This is a genomic window from Paenibacillus macerans (assembly GCF_900454495.1).
GTDB lineage: Bacteria > Bacillota > Bacilli > Paenibacillales > Paenibacillaceae > Fontibacillus > Fontibacillus macerans.
In genome coordinates, this window is sequence record NZ_UGSI01000002.1 from 147570 (window position 1) to 168561 (window position 20992).

19 protein-coding genes are annotated in these 20992 nt (G+C 47.1%); 12 read left to right on the forward strand and 7 right to left on the reverse strand.

Features of this window, described 5'->3' with window-relative positions; all coding sequences use genetic code 11:
* Window positions 1-80: 80 nt before the first annotated feature.
* A complete protein-coding gene (locus DYE26_RS23780) occupies window positions 81-680 on the forward strand; it encodes a TetR/AcrR family transcriptional regulator (RefSeq protein WP_051985160.1) in 600 nt (199 codons plus the stop codon).
* A 102-nt stretch (window positions 681-782) separates the two neighbouring features.
* Here the strand turns inward: DYE26_RS23780 and DYE26_RS23785 are convergent, their stop codons facing one another.
* Both DYE26_RS23785 and DYE26_RS23790 read right to left on the reverse strand, forming a co-directional pair.
* Window positions 783-1658 (reverse strand): NmrA family NAD(P)-binding protein, encoded by an 876-nt coding sequence (locus DYE26_RS23785; RefSeq protein ID WP_036618365.1) that lies wholly within the window; start codon window positions 1656-1658, stop codon window positions 783-785.
* 36 nt (window positions 1659-1694) lie between these two features.
* On the reverse strand, window positions 1695-2093 hold the full coding sequence (locus DYE26_RS23790; RefSeq protein ID WP_036618366.1) for a nuclear transport factor 2 family protein: 399 nt from the start codon (window positions 2091-2093) through the stop codon (window positions 1695-1697).
* Window positions 2094-2407: 314 nt separating this feature from the next.
* Here DYE26_RS23790 and DYE26_RS23795 point away from each other — a divergent pair, with 314 nt between their 5' ends.
* Complete coding sequence (locus tag DYE26_RS23795) at window positions 2408-3097, forward strand: DUF4241 domain-containing protein (RefSeq protein ID WP_051985161.1); 690 nt, start codon at window positions 2408-2410, stop codon at window positions 3095-3097.
* A 342-nt stretch (window positions 3098-3439) separates the two neighbouring features.
* On the opposite strand, the gene DYE26_RS23800 is transcribed toward DYE26_RS23795, so the two are convergent.
* Window positions 3440-4090: an SDR family NAD(P)-dependent oxidoreductase gene (locus DYE26_RS23800; protein WP_036618367.1), complete on the reverse strand. Its 651-nt coding sequence runs from the start codon at window positions 4088-4090 to the stop codon at window positions 3440-3442.
* Window positions 4091-4246: 156 nt separating this feature from the next.
* On the opposite strand from DYE26_RS23800, the gene DYE26_RS23805 reads away from it, so the two are divergent.
* Window positions 4247-4699 carry an Lrp/AsnC family transcriptional regulator gene (locus DYE26_RS23805; protein ID WP_036618369.1) on the forward strand — a complete coding sequence of 151 codons (453 nt, stop codon included), beginning with the start codon at window positions 4247-4249 and terminating at the stop codon, window positions 4697-4699.
* A gap of 539 nt (window positions 4700-5238) precedes the next feature.
* Here DYE26_RS23805 and DYE26_RS23810 read toward each other — a convergent pair.
* The gene (locus tag DYE26_RS23810) at window positions 5239-6732 is read right to left on the reverse strand and encodes a peptide MFS transporter (RefSeq protein WP_036618371.1); all 1494 of its coding nucleotides are present in this window, start codon (window positions 6730-6732) and stop codon (window positions 5239-5241) included.
* A gap of 684 nt (window positions 6733-7416) precedes the next feature.
* On the opposite strand from DYE26_RS23810, the gene DYE26_RS23815 reads away from it, so the two are divergent.
* From DYE26_RS23815 to DYE26_RS23840, 6 genes are all read left to right on the forward strand, one after another.
* Complete coding sequence (locus DYE26_RS23815; protein ID WP_082207608.1) at window positions 7417-7938, forward strand: TetR/AcrR family transcriptional regulator; 522 nt, start codon at window positions 7417-7419, stop codon at window positions 7936-7938.
* A 62-nt stretch (window positions 7939-8000) separates the two neighbouring features.
* Window positions 8001-8684, forward strand: coding sequence for a response regulator transcription factor (locus DYE26_RS23820; protein ID WP_036618375.1), 684 nt, complete (start codon window positions 8001-8003; stop codon window positions 8682-8684).
* The gene (locus tag DYE26_RS23825) at window positions 8685-9686 is read left to right on the forward strand and encodes a sensor histidine kinase (protein WP_036618376.1); all 1002 of its coding nucleotides are present in this window, start codon (window positions 8685-8687) and stop codon (window positions 9684-9686) included.
* Between the two features lie 101 nt (window positions 9687-9787).
* Window positions 9788-10756, forward strand: coding sequence for a VanZ family protein (locus DYE26_RS23830; RefSeq protein ID WP_036618378.1), 969 nt, complete (start codon window positions 9788-9790; stop codon window positions 10754-10756).
* 58 nt (window positions 10757-10814) lie between these two features.
* Window positions 10815-11498, forward strand: a complete 684-nt coding sequence (locus DYE26_RS23835; RefSeq protein ID WP_036618380.1) for an ABC transporter ATP-binding protein — start codon at window positions 10815-10817, stop codon at window positions 11496-11498.
* Window positions 11495-14086 (forward strand): ABC transporter permease, encoded by a 2592-nt coding sequence (locus tag DYE26_RS23840; RefSeq protein ID WP_036618382.1) that lies wholly within the window; start codon window positions 11495-11497, stop codon window positions 14084-14086. Before DYE26_RS23835 ends, DYE26_RS23840 begins: the two co-directional genes overlap by 4 nt.
* Before the next feature lie 71 nt (window positions 14087-14157).
* Here DYE26_RS23840 and DYE26_RS23845 read toward each other — a convergent pair whose 3' ends face one another.
* The 3 genes from DYE26_RS23845 to DYE26_RS23855 all read right to left on the reverse strand — a co-directional run bounded on the left by DYE26_RS23845 (window position 14158) and on the right by DYE26_RS23855 (window position 16967).
* Window positions 14158-15048, reverse strand: coding sequence for an amidohydrolase family protein (locus tag DYE26_RS23845; RefSeq protein ID WP_036618384.1), 891 nt, complete (start codon window positions 15046-15048; stop codon window positions 14158-14160).
* Between the two features lie 15 nt (window positions 15049-15063).
* Window positions 15064-16299, reverse strand: a complete 1236-nt coding sequence (locus DYE26_RS23850) for an amidohydrolase family protein (protein ID WP_036618386.1) — start codon at window positions 16297-16299, stop codon at window positions 15064-15066.
* A 173-nt stretch (window positions 16300-16472) separates the two neighbouring features.
* On the reverse strand, window positions 16473-16967 hold the full coding sequence (locus DYE26_RS23855) for a MarR family winged helix-turn-helix transcriptional regulator (protein ID WP_051985162.1): 495 nt from the start codon (window positions 16965-16967) through the stop codon (window positions 16473-16475).
* A 181-nt stretch (window positions 16968-17148) separates the two neighbouring features.
* Here DYE26_RS23855 and DYE26_RS23860 point away from each other — a divergent pair, with 181 nt between their 5' ends.
* The 3 genes from DYE26_RS23860 to DYE26_RS23880 all read left to right on the forward strand — a co-directional run bounded on the left by DYE26_RS23860 (window position 17149) and on the right by DYE26_RS23880 (window position 20672).
* Window positions 17149-17913 carry a LytTR family transcriptional regulator DNA-binding domain-containing protein gene (locus tag DYE26_RS23860; protein ID WP_244927444.1) on the forward strand — a complete coding sequence of 255 codons (765 nt, stop codon included), beginning with the start codon at window positions 17149-17151 and terminating at the stop codon, window positions 17911-17913.
* 31 nt (window positions 17914-17944) lie between these two features.
* Entirely contained in the window at window positions 17945-18718 is a 774-nt protein-coding gene (locus DYE26_RS23865; protein ID WP_082207610.1) for an ABC transporter ATP-binding protein, read from the forward strand.
* Window positions 18719-19757: 1039 nt separating this feature from the next.
* Window positions 19758-20672 carry a transposase gene (locus DYE26_RS23880; RefSeq protein ID WP_051985163.1) on the forward strand — a complete coding sequence of 305 codons (915 nt, stop codon included), beginning with the start codon at window positions 19758-19760 and terminating at the stop codon, window positions 20670-20672.
* Window positions 20673-20992: the final 320 nt, after the last annotated feature.

The following is a 20992-nucleotide window of genomic DNA, read 5'->3' on the forward strand; positions in this document are numbered from 1 at the left end:
TACTCCTATTGCGTAAAAATAAGACTCTAAAAGCGATAGTATAATTGCTTATATGAATAACTGAAGAAAGGGGGGGAGTAATGGTGGCAAGAACGAAGGCCTTTGATACGAATGAAATTTTGCATAAAGCTATGAATGTCTTCGGAAACCTTGGCTATGAGGGCACCTCGCTGCCGGATTTGATCACTGGGCTGGGCATTGCCCGCCAAAGCATATATGATACGTATGGAACGAAGTGGGAGCTGTTTTTCGCAGCAGTTAGGCATTATATGGATCAGAAGAATCAGGAGTTGAAGCAACATTGCGAGGGACCGGGAACGGTCGTTGAAAAGGTGGAGCTTGCATTCACGACCATCATTAAAGTCCTCATGGACCCCGAATTGCGCCTTCAATGCTTCATTATTAGCAGCGCGATCGAGCAGGCGCCTCATCACGAGGAGCTGGCTGCTTATTTGCACGAGAGTGTCGAGCTGTCGGAACAGATCTTTTACACCATGCTGGAACGCGCGGTGGAAGAGGGGGAAATAGGCCCGGAGGTGAATATTCGAGACCTAGCTCGGTTCCTGGTGCATGAGCGGATCGCCCTGATCACGTCAGCCAAGCTGGGAATGGATGAGCAGAGGCTGTTTGCCATTTTACGGATGGTACTAACAGTCTTTCGAACAATACAAGGCAGTTAAGCGATAGATCTCATATAACTGTGAACCTCAAAAGGCTCTCCTAGGGTCATCTTAAATGGTGATGACAGGAGAGCCTTTTATCTTTAGGTACCAGTTGGTAAATTAGATGGAATGGAATGATGTCTTATGCTCCGAAATGAATTGCTCCAGGGAACGCGGCTCTCGCCCGGTTACACGAAGTACCGTGTCCGTTACCTGATCCTCCAATCCTTCGAGACGAATGCGGACATCCAGTCCGGCCAGGTATTCGGCATAGCTCTCCGGCAAGCCGGCGGCCCTATGCCTCTCTGTGAGTTGCTCTGGTGTGATATGGATGTGCTTGGCGTTCAGGCCGGTAACGCTGCGGATCACTCTGGCCACATCGTCATAAGTGAGGGATTCCGGCCCAGTAATGATATGCTCCCGGTTATGGGGCTCCTTGTCGGTCAGGGCATGAAAGCCGACAGCTGCAATATCATCTGCGTCGACGAAGCCTATCTTGCCGTCTCCGGCTGCAGTATAGATGTGCCCGCTATGGCGCAAGGAATGCCCGTGCCCGTGTCTGGCATCCGTGAAGTTCTGCATGAAATAGGAAGGGCGCAGTACGGCCCATTCGGGGGCATGCTCTTGCAGGTAACGGTGAACGGGTCCGAAAACGGGGCCATCCTCCGGAATCGAGGCACTGGATAACAGGACGAAGCGCCTAACCGAAGCGTCAAGAGCCCTGCGGATAAAAGGAATCATGACTTCTTCAGGATGCAGGCTCGCAGGTGCAACCAGATATACGGCATGGACGTCCTGCAGGAGGTCAGCATGGTTAGAGTCATCGAACCAGTCGAATGGGGCGTGTTCGCCGACTTGTTGATCCCCGGGCTTGGGTACGCTGCGTCCGGCTCTGCGAATCAGATAACCCTGACTGTGCAGCAGCTGTGCAATGCGGGAGGAAGTCTTACCCTGTCCTCCGGTGAGTAGTATACGAATGGATGATTCATTAGGCATACAGTTACCTCCTTCGGTTCTCATTTATGTTCTGAATCAAGATAGCGCCAATGGATTCCAGTAGTCCTGATAACGGACAATCCTGCCATCTTGAACTTCGATTACGGATATATAGCTTTGTTCATAAGCTCTGCCTGTGACTATGTTTTTACCGCTTGCTTCGAACTGAGCAAAGAACACGGGGGCGTCGGCCGCTATATGAATGACTGGTGTGGTGAAAGAGGTTATTTCAAGCACCTCCCCCAACTTCTCCAGATACTGCTGCAGCGCCGCTTTCCCGTCCAGACGTTTAGGATTGGGTTCCTGGGCATAAGGAAATTCGAAGACAATATCGTCAGCAAACAAATCGAGGAATGCATCATAATTCTTACGAATATAGCGGTCGGCGAAAAGATAAAGGAGCTGCTCAGCTTGCTCATAAGACAAGGTACTCATTTCAGTTGCCTCGCTTTCCTTAAGAGAGTGGATGCCCTATCCAAATGATGAGGGCCTAGGCTCACTATATCACTTTCCGGACTGAACAGTCAAATATATTCGGACTAATTAGTCAAAAAAAGTTTGCTTCTTATCTAAGGGGTGTACTCGAATCCAAGCAAAAGCTGTATGACATTCTCGCGTCGGATATTATATGCGGAAAAAGGGTTTGGAAAATATTAATGTTAGGACACGATAGTGGAGTGAACGATATGGTAAAATTGGCATGACTGATTTTCTGCTTGTACGAGTCTATTTTCAGGAGGTGAATGCCTATGGTGCCAACAAGTGAATGGCTGTCCCAGTGGGAGCAGCAGCGTGACAAATTGAAATGCCCTGTAGATTTAAATGACTATTTTGCTTTGCCTGAAATTGCAGGTAAGCAGCTGGAAATTATAGATATCGGTCCTACCTCTATTCTTACTGGCCAAATTCTTGTCCGCGATCCGCTATGTTATTTGGGGCATATTGAGGAGCAGCCTTATTTTCAAACGGCGCCCGTTGGAACCTACTCAACCGAAGTCTGTGTGGTGAAGCCGGACGAGGATGGTGACTGTGCTCGCTATGCCGCCGTTCGTCTGCGATTTTCCGATGTTCCTGCCTTCCGGTTCGAGGAAGCTCTGATTGGACATGAAGATATTTCGGAGATGGAGGACGGAGAGTTTTTTGGCTTTAATGTAGATGCCGGTCTGGCATGTATTTGCGATAAGCAGGCGCATCAAGCTTTTTGCGACTTTGCTAGTCGGTGGCATAAAGAACATCCTGATGGCAATCTTTACGATGATTATTTTGCTGCCCTGTTTGCCAAGAGTTTTCGTGAAAATCCGCAGTATCAGCGCGATGGAGGCGATTGGGTGAACTGGCGGATTCCTGATACCGAGTACCATGTACCCCTGTTTCAGTCCGGTTTTGGTGATGGCGCTGATCCAGCCTTCGAGAGAAGTGATGGACGTCTGTCCAGGTGAATACGCGGCAGGAGAACGAGAATAAATCTGGCCGACGTATGACCGAGCGCCTCGCGCCTGGAGTGGCGAGAGGTGTCGCGATCCAGCTGACCGAGCCGTCATCTTTGTACTAAACATGCATGCAATATGATATGGCACGAAAATGAGCTGGCGGTACGTTTCCGCCAGCTCATTTTTAATGCCTTTATTTCCCCGGACAAGGCCGCCGCCCTGGCATAAACATCCCCGCTCCCGGCCGAAATGGCCGTATCTTTTCATTGACGTGTAATTAATCGTTCTGCTGTCGTGCAGAAGACCCGATCGCCTTGGGCCGGATGCCCTTTGGGGCTTCAGATGGAATACTTACTGATAGATGATTTCACGTTCGTTCTGCTTTTCATACATATCCCAATACGCTTGGGCGATTCGATCAGGGTCGAATTTTGTGTTCACCGCAACTGTGCCGGCAATTGTGATGGTGCCCACATGAATGCCATGAGGCGCCAATTCTTCTCCTAAAGTATAGACTAAGCTGCGTAGAGCGGCCTTTCCGATAGACAAAGAAGCCAATTCATAGGAAGGAGTTAAGGCAAATCCGCCGCCTGTGAACAAAATCGTTCCACTCCTCCGTTCAATGAAGTCGGGAATGACTTGTAGAGCACTGCTTAAAGCCCCAACCACATTGACATTCAGATCGTCCAATAGCTCGGCCTCCGTTAGACTCGATGCAGTCCCCAGTTTAATAACTGCTGCATTATAGACTAGCGCTTCCGGGATTCCATGATTTCTTTTGATCTGCTCGAACGCGGTTTGAAGAGCGGCTGGATCCGCAGCGTTCGCTGTTGCTCCATAGGCCTCAACGCCCCGGGCCTCCAGGTTTCTCACAAGCTCCGCCAACGCTTGTTCATTCCTGGCAACAAGGATAACCTTGAACCCTTTCGAACCGAATATTCTGGATACGCTAGAACTCACGCCGGGACCTGCCCCAACAATTACAATTAATTTTTTGCCCATATGGACTCGCTCCTTTAATTTGGTTTCCAATGTACTCCACAAATTATATTTGATAGTAGTAGAATGTTACATGAGACAACTAAGGTGTTTATCATCATTCGCTAAGGAAATTAAAAATATAGCTTCATATGCTTATAGAATATAAGGGGTGGTCACTTGGATCAGGTTGATAAGAATATCCTGTTAGCTTTGCAGGACAATGCAAGGATCTCGATGACGGAACTAGGCAAGATGGTTGGGCTAACCCAGCCTGCTGTGACGGAGAGAGTTCGGCGGATGGAGGAAAGGGGAATTATCAAAGACTATCGGACGGTCGTCGCAAGAGAGAAGATCGGTAAACATACGATGGCGGTTATTTGGCTGCGGGCAACGAATTGCGAATCGTTCCATGCTTTCTGCCAATCCGCCCAGGAAGTGATTGAATGCCATAGAATAAGCGGGGGAGAGTATAATCACTTGTTGAAAGTAGTAACCGAGTCACTGCCGGATTTAGAGATGTTTGAGAATGAAATCGTAAAGTACGGGAAATTCGCAACGTCCATCGTACTTTCTTCCCCTATTGAAAATAAATCCCTGACCGCGATCGTCCCTGAGTCTAGTATTCGGTAAAAGTTAAGAACCATTTATCGGATTGGGAGGATCTAAATGGATACCATTTCAAAATAATAGTCCTCTCTGTTGATTGCTATCATTACATCTGAAAACATTGCCGATAATCATATTTGGATTATCGGCAATGTTTTCAGATTAAGCCACTTTGCACGATTATCCCTTTGGTTCAGAAAGCCAAGTCACAATGATCAAACGGGATAATCGTGCAAAGCTTCCGCTTAGCGAGTCTCGCTCCAGGCCACGGTCTGTTGTCGGCTTGACTGTCAAGCACTGATGATTAGGTTGAACCTATTTTCATTGTATTTTTTACGTTCAATGCTGTAAATCACGTCATCATTCCTTAAAACACACAGATTAGACACGCACGCAAGTTAATGTAAAGAAGAATCTCAATCATCCGAGTTCACCCTAAATACCGACACGGTGAACCGTATCATAAATAGGGCGAAAAGCGTTATTCTCAGGGGGGGGAAATCAGACATTTCACAAATGATATAGAGCTACCCCCTACACTGCTATTCTGGACAAGAGTTCTTTTACTCTATCCCTTTCATATACCCCTGAATTTTCGAGGAGAACGAAAAGAGCAGAATACTGAGGAGGATTGCCGCTCCTCCAATGACTCCAAAGTATACCATCTCGTTGGCAGGCGAATAAAATCTAACAATCTGCGCATTAATCGCTTGGGCAGCCGCATTGGATAAGAACCATAAGCTCATGGTCTGGGCCGAGAAGGCCGAGGGCGCTAATTTTGTCGTTGCCGATAGTCCTACAGGAGACAGGCATAATTCCCCCAGCACAACGATGAAATAGCTGAGAACGAGCCATAAAGGATTAACCAAGGAATGCTCCCCGCCAAAGTAAGTCGGCAAGAGGATCACAAGAAAGGATAATCCGGCAAACAATAAGCCTAAGGCGAATTTCTTCGGTATCGTGGGCTGCCGTTTTCCAAGCTTTATCCATAACCAGGCAAACAGGGGAGCTAAAGCAATAATAAATAAAGGATTTAAAGACTGAAACCAGGCTGGCGATATATGAAGTCCGGCAAAATCCAATTGCGTACGTTTATCTGCATAATTGGCCAGGATGGTTGATCCTTGTTCTTGAATAGCCCAGAACATAATCGCTGCAATAAACATCGGAATATAAGCAACGAGTCTTGAGCGTTCAACGCTTGTCGTTCGCGGACTACGGAACATGACGATAAAATATAGGGTTGGAATCAAAATCCCCAGAATACCTACGATCGCGATAAAGGATTTAAACGTTAACAAACCTAACGAAATCGTAATAGCGACGATACCAGCGAGAAGCACCGCGCCGAGACCGACTATAGGGAACACTTTTTTCCGTTCCGCCTGTGTTAACGGGCTTGCCACTAAAGTGCCTGCAAGGCCGAGGTTTTTCTTCTTGGTAAAGATAAAGATGATTAATCCCAGAAACATACCGACGGCTGCAATGCTAAAGCCCAGGTGGAAGTTGTAATTCATGCCGACGGTTCCTACAATAAGCGGAGCAATGAATCCCCCCAGGTTGATGCCCATATAGAATATACTGAATCCTGCATCTCGGCGTTGGTCACTTTCGCTGTAAATTTCCCCCACAACACTGGATACATTAGGCTTCAGCAAGCCTGTACCCAGCACGATAAGAACCATGGAAACAAAAAATAATGAAATACTTCCCGGGATGGCCAAGGCGATATGCCCCAGCATGATTAATATGCCGCCATAGAATACAGCTTTTGACGCACCGAATATTCGATCAGCTAACCAGCCGCCAATAATCCCAGACATATAGACAAGTGAACCATAGATAGACATAATGGCAAGAGCTGTACTCTCATCCATGCCGAGTCCGCCTTGACTCAGTTCATAATACATGTAATAAACAAGGATAGCTTTCATCCCATAGTAGGAAAAGCGCTCCCAAAACTCTGTAAAGAACAGAGTAAATAACCCTTTGGGATGTCCAAAAAATCCCCGTTGCGGAACACTCTCAACAATTCTTTGTTTGTTTAAATCAGCCATGCTGATACTTCCTCCCTTGGTGTAATAGAAATTTTTTCAAAAACATCACCTCTTAGTAATAATACCGCATTATCCCTTAATTCCCTCCTATTGTCATAAGATGGGGATTTCATTGCGCTTGAAAGGACCGAGCTGGCAGTTAATTTTTGTTGGCTGACATCCCTGGAGCGATATTCGAAATTGCCTTACCGGTTTGGCTCATGGTGAAGGGATTTATCTGCATACGCAAGCTTCCGCAAAATAAGGTGGTTCTGATATTTATCTGGCTAAGAGGGCCATTAGGCTTTTATCTTTTACTTGTATGTCAAAGTTAAGTGTACAACTATTTCTTTGGGTATTCAGTGATGTATACTGCCCCCGACAAAATGGTAAATTCGCGGGATTCCGGTAGTATGTTTTCTGAGCACACCAAGGCTCTAACGGTTGCCATGGAGCTTATTTCGCTGAAAACCGGTAATTTTTGCTTGGATTCAGACAAATAACGGCAATCCTCTTTTTGTTATGCTCCATTCCTTGATTTGAAAGCTTCATAAAAATGACTCTCCTTTTCGAGTTACACATTTTATTATTTGTAACTTGCTAGTGAGCTAAGCATAGGATGTTGAGTTACAAAACCCAATAGTTGTAACCGACCTCGCCAATCTGTATAATAAGACCATGAAAACTTTAAGCAGAGAACTCATTTTGGAAACCGCACATCGAATGGTCGTCGAACACGGGATGGTGAAAGTTAATCTGTCCAAAGTCGGCTCTGAGCTGGGGACAACTCACGCGGCGATCTACAAGTATTTTTCGGGCAAAGAAGAGTTGTGGACCGAGCTTGCGTTGTCGTGGCTGGACCATGAACTGGCGGGGATTTTTCCATTTGACACGGACAAGTACTCGTCTACGAAGGACATCGTGCACGACTGGTTATGGATATTAAGTCGATCGAAATATGAAGCTTATTTGCGTGAGCCGGAAATGTTTAAGCTGTATACGGCCTATATCGATAGGAATCCGGCGGCACTCGCTCGGCACATCGGCGATTTGGCAGGCAGCTTGAAGGCAGCGAGCGGCATTGAGGACATAAAGCGTCTGCATGCCATTTTGCTGGCTTTTTCTTATTTTTCCGCGCCGGCTTATGCAGACAATTGGCTGCGGATTGATTTCAAAGCAGAGTTCGAAGCGGTTTGGAAGCTGATCGAAGCGGGGATTGTGGGGTAGCTCCGTTAAGCTGAACGCTACCATAAGCAGTGAATTTACTCTAACGTAAGGATGATCTGCCTATGAAAATTTTATTAGTCGAAGATGATAAGACGATCGCGTCGGGACTGGAATATTCGCTGCAGCAAGATGGTTATCGGGCCGTTCTCTGCCATGATGCCGCTTCGGCCAAAAAGGTGCTCGCCGAAGACATCGATCAGTTCGCTTTATGCTTGTTCGATTTACAGCTTCCGGACGGAAACGGCTATGAATTGTGCAAGATGGTGAAGGAGCGGCGAGACATTCCGGTCATCTTTTTAACGGTGATCGACGATGAGGTCAATGTCGTGATGGGACTCGACATGGGAGCCGATGATTACATTACCAAACCTTTTCGGGTTCGCGAGCTTCTCTCCCGGATCAAGTCCGTCTTGCGGAGATACCAGAAGCCGTCCCACGCCGGATCGATCATCGACATCGGCCATGTTCGAATCAATACGCTGGAAGGCAAAGTGCATAAAAACGGCGCCGAAATTCCGCTAACCGCCTTGGAATATCGCTTATTGCTGATCTTCGCCAACCACGTTGGACAGGTTCTCACAAGGAGTCAGCTCCTAGAGCAAATCTGGGACGTGGCCGGCGAATTCGTGAACGACAATACGTTAACGGTGTATATCAAAAGGCTGAGGGAAAAGCTGGAGGATGATCCAGGGCATCCGGCTTTAATCAAAACGGTACGCGGTTTAGGCTATAAGGTCGGTGATTAGATGCTGCGCAATCGGGAAATTCAAATGCTATTGCTCGTCATGAGCTCGATCGGCATAACGGCGACCGTGGTTGCTGCTTTCTTTTCATCCGTGGCGGCGATATTTGTTTTCATTGTATCCCTGCTGCTTATTGGCACGAGTTTGTTGTTCACGAGCTGGAGATACCGGGAGTTGGCGAAGCTGTCCGTCTATTTGCGGGAAATAAGCAACGGCAATGATTCCCTTGACGTTCGCGATAACCAAGAAGGCGAGCTAAGTATTTTAAAGAATGATATTTACAAAGTAACGCTCATGCTATCGGAGCACCGGTCGCTATTGCAGCGGGACAAAATTCAATTGACGGATGCCATCTCCGATATTTCACATCAGCTCAAAACGCCGCTCACCTCCATGACGGTGATGGCTGATTTGTTAAGCGCCCCTAACCTGCCTCCGGCCAAAAGAGCGGAGTTCACCCATCATATTCGCGTCCAGCTTGAACGCATCGATTGGCTTGTTTCTTCCTTGCTTAAGCTATCGAAAATTGACGCGAAGACCATCCCATTCAAAAAAGATCGAATACTCATGAAAAACCTGATCCAAAAGGCATTAGAGCCGGTTATGATTCCGATGGATATTAAGGGGCAGACGGTTTCCATCGCGGGCGATGACAATGTCACTTTTGTCGGCGATTTCAATTGGACGGCCGAAGCGGTCATCAATATTTTGAAAAACGGCGTGGAGCATACGCCTGAAGGCGGAGCGATCGCCATCGCATTTTCCGAAAACGCGCTCTTTACGGAACTCGTCATTGCTGACAACGGAAAAGGCATTCCAAAAGAAGATTTGCCTTATATTTTCAAACGTTTTTACAAAGGAAAGAACGCTAGCGAAGGAAGCATCGGCGTAGGGCTTGCGATGGCTCACAGCATCATTGCCAGCCAGAACGGCGTGATCGATGTGACGAGCGACAGCGGGAAGGGTACGCAGTTTCGGATTAAATTTTATAAGCATGTGATTTAACGGCACTCCGTAAGTGACTGAATTGTCACCTCCATCGTCACGGGAAAGTCATTTTAGACAGTTAAAATGATATTCATCAGATGAACGATGGAGGTAAGACCATGCATTTGAAGCAACAGCGTAAGATTATTCTGGCAATCACTATATTCTATACCCTTTTGATTCTTTATTTTTTGTTTTTCGCCTTCGGTAGAGCAGGTAAGACAGATCAAACCACCGAGTACACCTTTATTTTTTTACCGGACACTTTTTTTAGGCTGCCAGGTCTATCCGATCTTCTGCATCCTGCGCTGATGGATTTTGTGGATTTCGGGAACATCGCCGCCTTCATCCCTTTTGGCATATTGATTCCGTTGTTATATCGGACCAACTTTGTCCGCTTCATGACTTTGTTCATGCTGTCCATTCTTGTGGTGGAGACGATTCAGGCGCTAACGTTCCTCGGCAGCTTTGATATTAACGACGTCATACAGAACTCTTCGGGTGCAGCCGTCGGATTCGGGGCATACAAACTTGGCTTTCGTACAAAAAACAACTGGAGAAATATTGCCGCTACGGGTATTTCCAGTGTTGTCTTGATGCTCGGAGTGTGGGGGGGCTTCGGGATGCTTGAGCAAGTGTTTACCAAAGAAATGGGCCCCTTTATGGCAATAAACGAATTGAAGGATAGTGCCGGGAACACATTAACGGGAACCCAACCGTCCAGTCTTAAGATTGGCGGTCAGGACGTGGAACCCCAATATAATGTATACAGCTTCGCAGGTAAAAAGAAGGAAACGTACACGTATACGTTAGGTCATAAGGAGGAGTTGTATCTTTTCTTTAATTATGGAATTCCCGATCACAAAGATTTCCAGGGCAGCATCAAGCTTACCGTTGATGGACATGAGTTCCTCTCCGTATCCGCAAAAGATCAACGTCATGAGCCGGAAATGAACAAAATTTTCCTCCCCCAGGCAAATGAGCTTACGATAACCATTGAGGGGAATGAAACCCTATGGGATGTTGGATTTAGAGAGATGGTATATATCTGGAATGAGCATCAAGGGGAGCCCATGCTTCCGAAGTGAGTTTTGTACGAAGTCGATTCAAGAAGCAACGCTCACAAAACTTTTAGGAGGTATGGCCATGGAAATTTTAAAAATTGAGCATCTGTCTAAAGTATACGGGACAGGCGAATCGGCGGTGAGGGCGCTTGACGATGTTTCCTTTTCGGTCGAAAAAGGCGAATTTGTCGCGATTATCGGCCCGTCCGGATCGGGGAAATCGACGCTCCTTCATATGCTGGGCGGGGTGGATCGGCCGACTGGCGGGAAAGTTTATGTTCAGGATACGGACATGTATGCCTTGAACGAAACGCAGCTGGCCATCTTCAGGCGCAGGCAAATTGGCCTGATCTACCAGTTTTTCAACCTGATACCCGTCCTGACGGTGGAAGAGAATATTACGCTGCCGCTCTTGCTGGATCAACAAAAAGTAGATCAAAAGCAATTAGCTGGCCTTGTGAATACGTTGAATTTGCAGCATCGATTAAACCACCTGCCGAATCAGCTATCCGGCGGACAACAGCAGCGGGTCTCGATCGGCCGAGCGCTCATCGGCAATCCTGCGATCATGCTGGCCGACGAACCGACCGGAAATCTGGACAGCAAGAATAGCAGCGAGATCATCGACTTATTAAAAATGCTGAATAAGACCTATCATCAGACGCTGATCGTGATCACGCACGACGAACGGATCGCCTTGCAAGCCGACAGGATCATTTCGATTGAAGACGGGAGGATCGCCAAAGACGAGGTGATCAGGCGATGAATATTGTCAATACGTTAACCATCCGGCATCTGAAGCAGAACAAGAGACGAACGCTTGTAACCATCGTCGGCGTCATCATTTCGGTTGCCATGGTGACCGCTGTCGCTACGCTTGTTTGCTCATTTTCGGATTTAATGATTAGGCAGACCATTGCCGATACAGGGGAGTGGCATGTCCAATATCAAGATGTAACCAAAGAACAGCTGGCGGCGATACAGGGCGATGACAGAGCCAAAACCGTGGCGATCTCAAGAGACCTTGGCTATGCCCCATTAGAAGGAGGACAAAATCCCAATAAGCCGTATTTGTTCATCAAGGAATATGATGCGCAAGGGTTCGCACAATTCCAGGTTGAACTAAGCAAGGGGCGTCTTCCCCGTACGGACAAGGAAGTTGTGATCTCCGAGCCCGTTGCCACGAACGCCAAAGTGAAGTACGAAATCGGCGATCGTTTAACCCTTCGCGTCGGCGAACGATTCGAACAAGGGGGCGATCATCCCCTGGATCAGACCGAATCGCTGCGCAGGGAAGACGGCACATTGACCGAAACGTTGCAGCATATCAAGAAAAGGAATTATACGGTGGTAGGATTCATCAAGCGTCCCGCATGGGAAACGGCGTGGGCCCCGGGTTATACGATCATTAGCTATGTCGATGATCATATGATCGGGGAAAACGATCGAGTCGATGCGTCGGTGGTCTTACAGCGCGTTAATCCGTCCTTGTTCGCTCATGCGGAGGATTTGGCTAAGCAAAACCAAATTGAAACCGTCCAATATAATAACGATTTGCTTCATTATTACGGCTTGTCCAAAAGCAAAGCCTCGTACAGCATGATGTTCTCCTTATCGGCGATCCTTATGGCGGTGATTATGATCGGCTCGGTTTCGCTCATCTATAACGCTTTTGCGATCTCCGTCTCGGAACGTTCGCGCCATTTAGGGATGCTCGCGAGCGTGGGCGCTACGAAAAGGCAGAAGCGAAATTCAGTGCTTTTTGAAGGTGCCGTCATTGGCTTGATCAGCATTCCCATTGGCATCCTATGCGGTCTTGCGGGGATCGGGATCACCTTTTGGTTCATGAACGCGATGATTGAAGAGGCATTAGGGACCAGTGAAAAGCTGAGGCTCATCGTCACGCCGTTATCGCTCTTGATGGCTTGTCTTGTTTCGATGCTGACGATTTTCGTTTCGGCGTATCTCCCGGCGCTGAAAGCATCCAAGGTTTCTGCTATGGACGCGATTCGCCAAGCTGCCGACATAAAGCTTACAGCCAAAGCTGTGAAAACGTCGAAGTACATCCGCAAGCTCCTCGGGATTGAAGCGGAAATCGGGCTGAAAAACCTAAAAAGGAACAAACGGAGATACCATGCTATTCTTTTTTCGCTTGTCATCAGCATCGTTTTGTTTTTGACGGTATCGTTTTTTACGGCCGGCATGACACAATCCCTGGAACTGTCGCGAGAAGGCGTCAATTACGATATTGAAGTATCGTACAGCGATGGAAAAAGAATAGATGACCGGTTGCTGCGATCGATTGTATCCCTGGATGGCGTCACGAAATACAACGTGATTCACGAGTTGTATGGGAACGCTTGGGTCGATGCGGCGATCATCGCCGACGAATTGCAAGAGCGTATTAAGAAGGATAAGAGTCTGCTGCAAGACGGGAAATACCCCTACGATATTAAGATTCTTGCCTTAAACGATTCGAGTCTGCAAGCCTATGCCAAAGCGGTTGGCGCAGACTACGAGCAGCTTACGGATCCGGATCATCCCGCCGCGATCGTGATGGATACGATTCATTACAAAGATATGGGCACGGGGAAATATGTGCAGACGAAGGCCGTGTATACGAAGGCCGGTCAAAGTATCGAGCTAACGAACTTTTATAAAGAGAATGGGGAAGAAACGAAGGCAAACAAAGTGATTGTTGCCGCATTGACGGATCAAGCCCCGATGGGAATGAACCCGATAGGCGTAGGCGGGTTAAATATGATCGTGTCGGAACGCGTCCTGAATCGGCTGACAGGCGACGAGGACCAAGCTAACACTTCGACGTACCTCCATTTGCAAAGCACGGAACCGATGAGAACGCAGCAGGAAATTGAAGAGATGGAGGAGACCAATCTGAATGTCTACAATGTGTATCAATCCAGAAAAAGCGAAGAACGGCAGATTCTCTTGATGTCCGTCTTTTCTTACGATTTTATCGTATTAATCTCTGCGATTTCCATTGCGAACATTTTTAATACGATCTCGACGGGGTGGTCGCTTCGCAAACGAGAATTTGCGATGCTGAAATCCGTAGGCATGACGCCAAAAGGCTTTGCGAAAATGCTGAACTATGAAAGTATTTTTTACGGGGTCAAGTCGCTATTGTTCGGGCTTCCCGTTAGTTTCGCCGCGATGTATCTGATCTATAGAGCATTTGCGAACAAATTCAGCTACGGGTTCACCCTCCCTTGGATGAGCATTCTGTCTGTCATTGTCGCCGTATTTGTCATTGCCGGTTCTGCGATTGTTTATTCCGGCGCGAAAGTAAGAAAGGAAAATATTATTGACGCATTAAAGCAAGAGAATACATGACTGGAAAAGCAAAATACGCTACTTCTAATCTTTCTAGAATTAGCGTATTTTCCCTTAGTTCTGCTGCTCATTCAACGAAAACGAGGGAAAAGTTCTTTTGCCGTACCAGACATAAGCTTGGTTTTCTCGCCTTCATCAAATCCCAAATAGCTGCTCAACTGTTCAATACTTTCCGTAACTCCGTTTTCGAAACGCAAAGGATAATCCGTTCCGAACAGGATATGCGATGCCCCCACCAATTCTTTCAATGTCGTAAATACACTAGGCGAGGTTGAGAGCGCCACATCATAGTACAAGCTTTTTAAAGATGATAGTACTTCTTCGCTGGAGAGACTGCTTGCTTTGTTTTCCTGTGCAACAGTGCTCAAACGGTACGCGATATAGGGAATGGTTCCTCCCGCATGAGAAACGATCCATTTGATATTGGGATACTTGAGAACTTTTCCTCTGTAAATTAGATCCATCATGGAGCGTGTTGTATCAAAAGGAAATTCGTAGATAGACATATCTTTTACAAACAGAGACTCATTCGCTCCCGCAGGTTTTGTGGGATGAAGGAGTACAACGGCCGACCGTCTGTTTAATTCCGCGAGAATCTCGTCCATGCGGTCATCACCAATGTAAATTCCTTTGGTATTGCTGGGAAGACAGAATCCGTCAACCTTCAGTGTTTCGTACGCGTAGTCGATTTCTTTTAACGCTTCATCGACAAATTCAGTAGGCAGACATGCCAGCATTCCATACTTTGTTGAATTATATGCAGCACACTGAGCCAGCAAGTTATTTATCTGCCGGGTAACCTCAGGGCTTGCGGATACAGGCAGGGAAAGTAAAGCTCCGGTTAACCCCATCCGTATCATGGCCTCTTCATCAATTTCCATACTCCATGGAGGCAGCAAAGCGGCATTGGGATTGTTTTTTCCTATGACATGGTGGTGAATGTCAATAAATGTATGGTTCATGGCTTTTGCTCCTTCTCATTCATTCGCGGCCAGACGGGTGCCCTGACGCCAGATGGCTTCAATGGATAATGTGTCAGAGATATTCGACGTTGGATCTCCTTTTACCAACAACAGGTCGGCACGAGCCCCGTTTACGATGCGGCCGCGATCATAAATCCCAAAGCGGCGTGCGGGAACAGAGGTGGCTGCTCTCAATGCCTCAATCGGTGTCAATCCGGCTTTGACCAGCAGTTGCAGTTCATGGTGCAAACTAGCTCCATGAACCATCCCGCCAACCGTCGGCTGCGAGGGATCGCTGCCAGCCAAAATATCGACCCCAGCATCGTGGAGAGCCTTCACGGTCTCCAAAAGATATTCCGTCTTACCCTCTGGATAAGTGGCGATGTGCTTATAAAGTGCATTATGCCACTTTTCGCTTAATTTAGAGCGTACACGTTCGTCCGTGGCAAACTCAGGGGCATCGCTATCGCCTATCGTGGAAGCGCCGGCAACAATCGTGGGGCATACGAACACACCTGAATTTACAATCGTATCAATGATTTCTTGGGTATGCGGCTGGTCTATGAAGATGTGCATCAACCCGTCAATTCCTCCGCTGATTGCACGTTCAGTGGCTTTTATCGTCATAGTGTGGGCTACAGCCATTTTGCCAAAACGGTGTGCTTCCGAACAAGCAGCTGCAATGACTTCATCCGTGACGTCGGGGGTACCAGGTTTACCGAACACCGTACCTTCTTCGATCATAATTTTTATATAGTCTGCTCCTTGCGTTACGCGTTCCGCCACAAGTCTAGTTGCCTCTTCAGGCGTTGAGGCGTATTTGTTTAAAGCCGTCCCCACAGACGCGGCCTTAGCTTTCATCTGGGCAGCAACTTCAGGAGGCAAAAGTTCAAGCGGGTGACCGTCCGGCGCTGTAATTGCAAGGAAGGATTTTAGACAATCCGTCAAATCTCTTCGCTCGTTTATCTCTTTCTTCTGCTCTTCAGAAAAATATCCCTGCATCTGGTACGTGGTGGTAACACCGAAGGTCAAGGAGAGCTTCAAAGATTCCATACTGGGATGGGAGTGAGCGTCGATTAGCCCCGGCAACAACGTACAGCCTTTCGCGTCAATAACTTCAGATCCGTCGGGAACCGGACCTCCAACATTGATAATTTTCTCTCCTTGGATTGTAACGGACTGCTTGTCGAGGACATTCTCGCCGTCAAAAATTCGCGCGTTGGTAATGCAAGTGACTTTTTCCTTGTTCATTGGCTAACAGCTCCTTTTAGAATAATCGAATCAAACAAGAAGGTACCTTAGTATTTGATTTTAAAAAAAGGTACCTTCATAAATGGATAATAAAGGTACCTTCTCAATATGTCAATAGCATTTTTTATTTGTCGTTTGAAATATCGGGTTTGTTATCCTTATTGGGGATACCACTATCGTCTCTGCTTACTGCCGCGAAGATCTCTTGACCCGAGATCGGAATCGTCATCTCCAAATTCCTTCTCCAGTTCTTCGATAATACGGGTGAAATAACCACTTAGCGCAGCCTGTTCCGTTTCATTCAAACATCCGAAAATGATTTCACTATCCGACTGCTCTTCATTTTGCTTGGCGGCAATTCTGCCAGCTTCCGTCAGTCGTATCTCCATAACCCTACGATCTGCTTTGGAAGGTGTACGGGTGATATATCCACTTCGTTCAAGCTTGGCGAGTAATTCACCAAGTGACTGAGAACGAATATCCAGAATAGCTGAGAGCTCTTTCTGGGTCATTTCCGGTTTCAACTTTAATAGGGCCAGAACTCGCCCCTGGCCCTGATGGGGATTAGCCATGGGGCCCATTTCTTTAAGCTTTTGTAACTGGTGCCTACGTTCCAACCATACAAGACGAACATATTGCTCATACAAATCCGGTTTGTTATCGCTCATGTTTTCCCCTCTGCTAGAAATGAAAAAGGTCCCAAAATCCTTTTTTAGCTGAAGTCTACCACATCTATTCATAAAATCAAGTCGGTTACGTAGAGTTTAGTTGCGCTAGCGGTAAAGAACCGTCTAGCAGTTCATACTACCGGCCGCTCTGATATCTATGACAAAAAAGTATCCCAACATTATGTATATGCGTTTAACGGTGGAAGAGCTGATCACTTTTCTAATCAAAGTAACGGAGCGGAATGAGCGTGCCGCTTTGTTAATGGATTATTTTGCTTTACAAGAAGAACGAAAGGTAAAAATCAAGGATCTAAGCCCCTCAAAAAGGATGTATGTGACCTTGCTGCGTGCCTTTTTTGCGTATCAGTCTACCTTAGTATTGGAGGAACCCTATTTTTACTTGGAAGAAGAAGATCGTCGTCATTTTAAACGGATTTTGGATGACCTTTCGAAAGAGAAGCAGCTTCTAATTTTAACTTCGAATTTAGAGGATGCCATGATTTCCTGTGATGCCATTTATCGATTGAACGAATCCGGATTTCATCCACTGGATATTCGGGACTCGGAAGAGGATAAGCAGGAAGTACCGGAACAAGATCGGGCCAATATCACCTTGCAGAAGATTTATACGAAAAGAAATGACAAAGTGATTTTATTTGATCCGCCTGAAGTCGATTACATAGAAAGTTTGGATGGTTCGATCCTAGTTCATGTGGGTGGAGAACATTATGTCTGTGCTTTGACGCTAACCCAGCTCGAGCAGAGATTGTTGAATTTCGGATTTTTTAGGTGTCATCGATCCTACATCGTTAACTTGCAAAAAGTAAGAGAGATTATTACATGGACGAAAAATAGCTGCAGCTTGCGATTAAATACGGGTAAAGATGCCGTGGTTCCGTTATCTCGTTCAAAATTGCATGAATTAAAAGCACTTCTTAACATTTAAAATGTTTGCGAAGTAAACATTTCGTAAGCGTATGCCATTTCCGGGGCAATATCGAATCCATCAAGCGTTCCAGGGTACCATTCAGGCGACATTAATCAAGATTTTAACGTCGCAGTTAAATCCGACAAGCGGACAGGCCAGTGCATTTAACCAGCCGGCGGAGATGATGCAGCAGTCTGCACAGAAGATGCGCTTTGGCATTTTGACGGACAACAGCGGTCTATATGAGAGATTAACGATTGAGGAAAATCTGGAGCTGTATCGTAAGTTATATGATCTTCCTAAAGCTTCGATCGATAAGGTACTGCAGTTTGTAAACCTAAGCGGAGAACGCAAAAAGAAAGTCAATCGCTTATCGAAAGGGGTGCGTCAGCGTGTCATGTTGGCATGCGCGGTGATCCATGAGCCGGAATTATTATTTTTGGATGAGCCTACTTCGGCTTTAGATCCAGTAAACTCAGCGCATATTTACAAGGGCTTACGCTATTTAAATGATAAAGGGACAACGATTTTTTTAACTACGCATGATATGGCTGAGGCGGAATTGCTATGTAACCGTGTAGCGATATTGTATCAAGGGCAAATCCAAGCTATCGGCTCCCCAAAGGAACTAAAAAAACAGCATCGGGAAAACGTAGTTTGTGTTGACTTAATCAATGGGGAAACCTACGAGCTCCCGATCGATGAGGAGACGGCCGATCAAATCGCCGGTTGGATGAAACGAGGGTTCATTAAGCGATTAGAAACGAAAGAGCCAAGTCTAGGTGATATCTTTATTAAAATGACAGGAAGTGAGTTACTATGAGTATCTCATTAAAACGTGCCGGGGCAATATTTGTGAAGGATTACAAAGAATTTTCACGTAATTATGCGATCTCCATTATTCTGATTTTTCCCATTCTCTTCGCATTTCTTTTTCGAAGTGCCGGCCCGTCCTTGCCTGGAGCAATCGGTTTTCTCCTAAATATTTCGTTTGTGATTCTAACGAGTTTAGCACAAGCCTGCTTATATTGGGCTATGAGCCAGCTAGTATAGGGTGATTGTGGCAGCAATCATTTTTTCGATTATTCTATACACCGCAGTCGGGACGATATGTGGTTTATACTCCAAGACATTGCTTGACGCAACGTTATCTATAATGCCTGTGGGCCTCGTATTCACTGGGGCACCATGGGGAGTGTTACTAGCGGATGATTTTCCGATCTTCAAAGTACTGGAGTATGCACCAAGCGTTCAACTTGTGTATTTGCTAAATATACGAAATATAGGCTTTACGACGGGAGATTTATTAAAACCCTTCCTCATTATTTTGGCCTGGACGGTTGTATTGACGATTGTATCCGTCGTTTTGTATCAACGGCGTTTAAAGGATGAGTAGGGAAAAATTTTATTAACCGCATCATTTCAAACTCGTGTAAATTATAACTCAACATTCGCAGCAAAAAGTCGGTAGACAAGCTTTGAAGTAGCTGGGTAAAGCAGCAATCCATGAGGCGTCACGATCCGGCGGGGGCGGTGTATCTACCTTTTGCACCGCGGCCGTTTCGAGCAGTGTCATATATCGACGCCAGGTGAGGGGGCTGTCTAAAGGGGTTGCCTGAAGGGTTCGATCTGGGTGTTCCTGCCTGCTGCTTGCCTTTGCACGATTATTCCTTTCGCTCAGGGAACAGGGGATGGGGGTTAGAGCAAGGATTCAAAAAAAGAGAGAAGAAAAAAACAAAAAAGCTGAGGAAAAAATGAGGCGGTTCAGGTGAGATTTTTGGCTTGATAAGAGAACGTGTGTTTGGTATGATGAAATAAATGGAACCTATGTTCGTATATTCTTGATTCGGGGGCGAGTGGATATGGAAGTCAATACGGGAACGGAACTTCAATCATTCAGCAGCCGTTTTAACAGTGAGCAGGACTGCATGGAAGCACTAATCGCGATGAAGTGGCCAAGCGGCTTCGTCTGCCCGCGCTGCGCGTACACCCGGTGCAGCCGCCTGACTTCTCGGCATATCCCCTTGTTCGAGTGCGGAAAGTGCAAGCATCAAACGTCGCCTTTGGTCGGCACGATTTTTGAAGGAGCCAAGGTGTCCTTGCTCAAGTGGTTCGAAGCTCTGGATTTGTTCCTGCTGGAGGACGGCATCTCGGCGTTGCGGCTGCGCCAGGTGATCCGGGTCACCTATAAGACCGCCTGGTCGATGCTGCACAAAATACGCCATGCCGTGGGGGAGTTCGATGCCCGGGAGCTGCTCTCCGGAGACGTGAAGGTGAACAGCGATCAGTATGGACGTAATCCGTCCCGGTGTCAGCTTTCGCATCCGTACGCCTCGGCGGTCGTAGCCGGCTGCACGGTCACGGAGTCGGGCGAGCCGGAGCAGGTCAAAATCCGCCTGGTTCCGCATAAGCGGGGAGGTGAAAAAAGGGCAAACCGTCACGAACTCGCTGCGTTCATCAACGGGCACGTGGATGCCCGTACATCGGTGGTGCAGTTGTTCCCTCAGGCCTTTCGGCTGTATGCGCCCTTGCGGAAAGTGGTGAGAGAGGCGTGGGAATCGCTGAAGAGTACGTATGGAGCCTTGGGACTGAAACATCTGCAGGCGTACCTGAACGAGTACACCGGACGCCGCCGGTTGCGCCTGCCCGGAGGACTGCCCAAAGCGGAAGAAACGATGCGGCAGAAGTTGCTGCAAATGTGTGTGGCGATTCCGGCGATCCCTTACCGCCGGCTGATCGCGCGCCAACCGAACCAGCCCCTTGCGGCTGCGGCCTGATCGTGACGCTTGAACGGTAGGGGTTACTTGTTGCAGATCAATTTAATGGGTGGGATTAGCATGAACAGTACGGGCGTTGCTGCAGATGGAAGGATTCAGGCTACAGCAAAATCACGGGTCTTTCGTTTCGCGTCTTGTCCTTGATCTACTGTCTTGATCTCTTGTCGGTCTGTTTCACCTCCCCTAAACCTGATTTCATCTCCTAAGCTCGTCTAAATTATCTCGAACCTATTTGCTTCCCCACAAATATTTTTCTCCCGAGCTCGTCTGTTTCTCTGCTACCTGATCAAACGGGATAATCATGCAAAGTCTCCGGACAG

Bases quoted from the DNA above. Each gene is read 5' to 3' on its own strand.
- DYE26_RS23780 (WP_051985160.1), top strand. From the start codon at position 81: ATGGTGGCAAGAACGAAGGCCTTTGATACGAATGAAATTTTGCATAAA.
- DYE26_RS23785 (WP_036618365.1), bottom strand. From the start codon at position 1,658: ATGCCTAATGAATCATCCATTCGTATACTACTCACCGGAGGACAGGGT.
- DYE26_RS23790 (WP_036618366.1), bottom strand. From the start codon at position 2,093: ATGAGTACCTTGTCTTATGAGCAAGCTGAGCAGCTCCTTTATCTTTTC.
- DYE26_RS23795 (WP_051985161.1), top strand. From the start codon at position 2,408: ATGGTGCCAACAAGTGAATGGCTGTCCCAGTGGGAGCAGCAGCGTGAC.
- DYE26_RS23800 (WP_036618367.1), bottom strand. From the start codon at position 4,090: ATGGGCAAAAAATTAATTGTAATTGTTGGGGCAGGTCCCGGCGTGAGT.
- DYE26_RS23810 (WP_036618371.1), bottom strand. From the start codon at position 6,732: ATGGCTGATTTAAACAAACAAAGAATTGTTGAGAGTGTTCCGCAACGG.
- DYE26_RS23820 (WP_036618375.1), top strand. From the start codon at position 8,001: ATGAAAATTTTATTAGTCGAAGATGATAAGACGATCGCGTCGGGACTG.
- DYE26_RS23825 (WP_036618376.1), top strand. From the start codon at position 8,685: ATGCTGCGCAATCGGGAAATTCAAATGCTATTGCTCGTCATGAGCTCG.
- DYE26_RS23830 (WP_036618378.1), top strand. From the start codon at position 9,788: ATGCATTTGAAGCAACAGCGTAAGATTATTCTGGCAATCACTATATTC.
- DYE26_RS23835 (WP_036618380.1), top strand. From the start codon at position 10,815: ATGGAAATTTTAAAAATTGAGCATCTGTCTAAAGTATACGGGACAGGC.
- DYE26_RS23840 (WP_036618382.1), top strand. From the start codon at position 11,495: ATGAATATTGTCAATACGTTAACCATCCGGCATCTGAAGCAGAACAAG.
- DYE26_RS23845 (WP_036618384.1), bottom strand. From the start codon at position 15,048: ATGAACCATACATTTATTGACATTCACCACCATGTCATAGGAAAAAAC.
- DYE26_RS23850 (WP_036618386.1), bottom strand. From the start codon at position 16,299: ATGAACAAGGAAAAAGTCACTTGCATTACCAACGCGCGAATTTTTGAC.
- DYE26_RS23855 (WP_051985162.1), bottom strand. From the start codon at position 16,967: ATGAGCGATAACAAACCGGATTTGTATGAGCAATATGTTCGTCTTGTA.
- DYE26_RS23860 (WP_244927444.1), top strand. From the start codon at position 17,149: ATGTATATGCGTTTAACGGTGGAAGAGCTGATCACTTTTCTAATCAAA.
- DYE26_RS23865 (WP_082207610.1), top strand. From the start codon at position 17,945: ATGCCATTTCCGGGGCAATATCGAATCCATCAAGCGTTCCAGGGTACC.
- DYE26_RS23880 (WP_051985163.1), top strand. From the start codon at position 19,758: ATGGAAGTCAATACGGGAACGGAACTTCAATCATTCAGCAGCCGTTTT.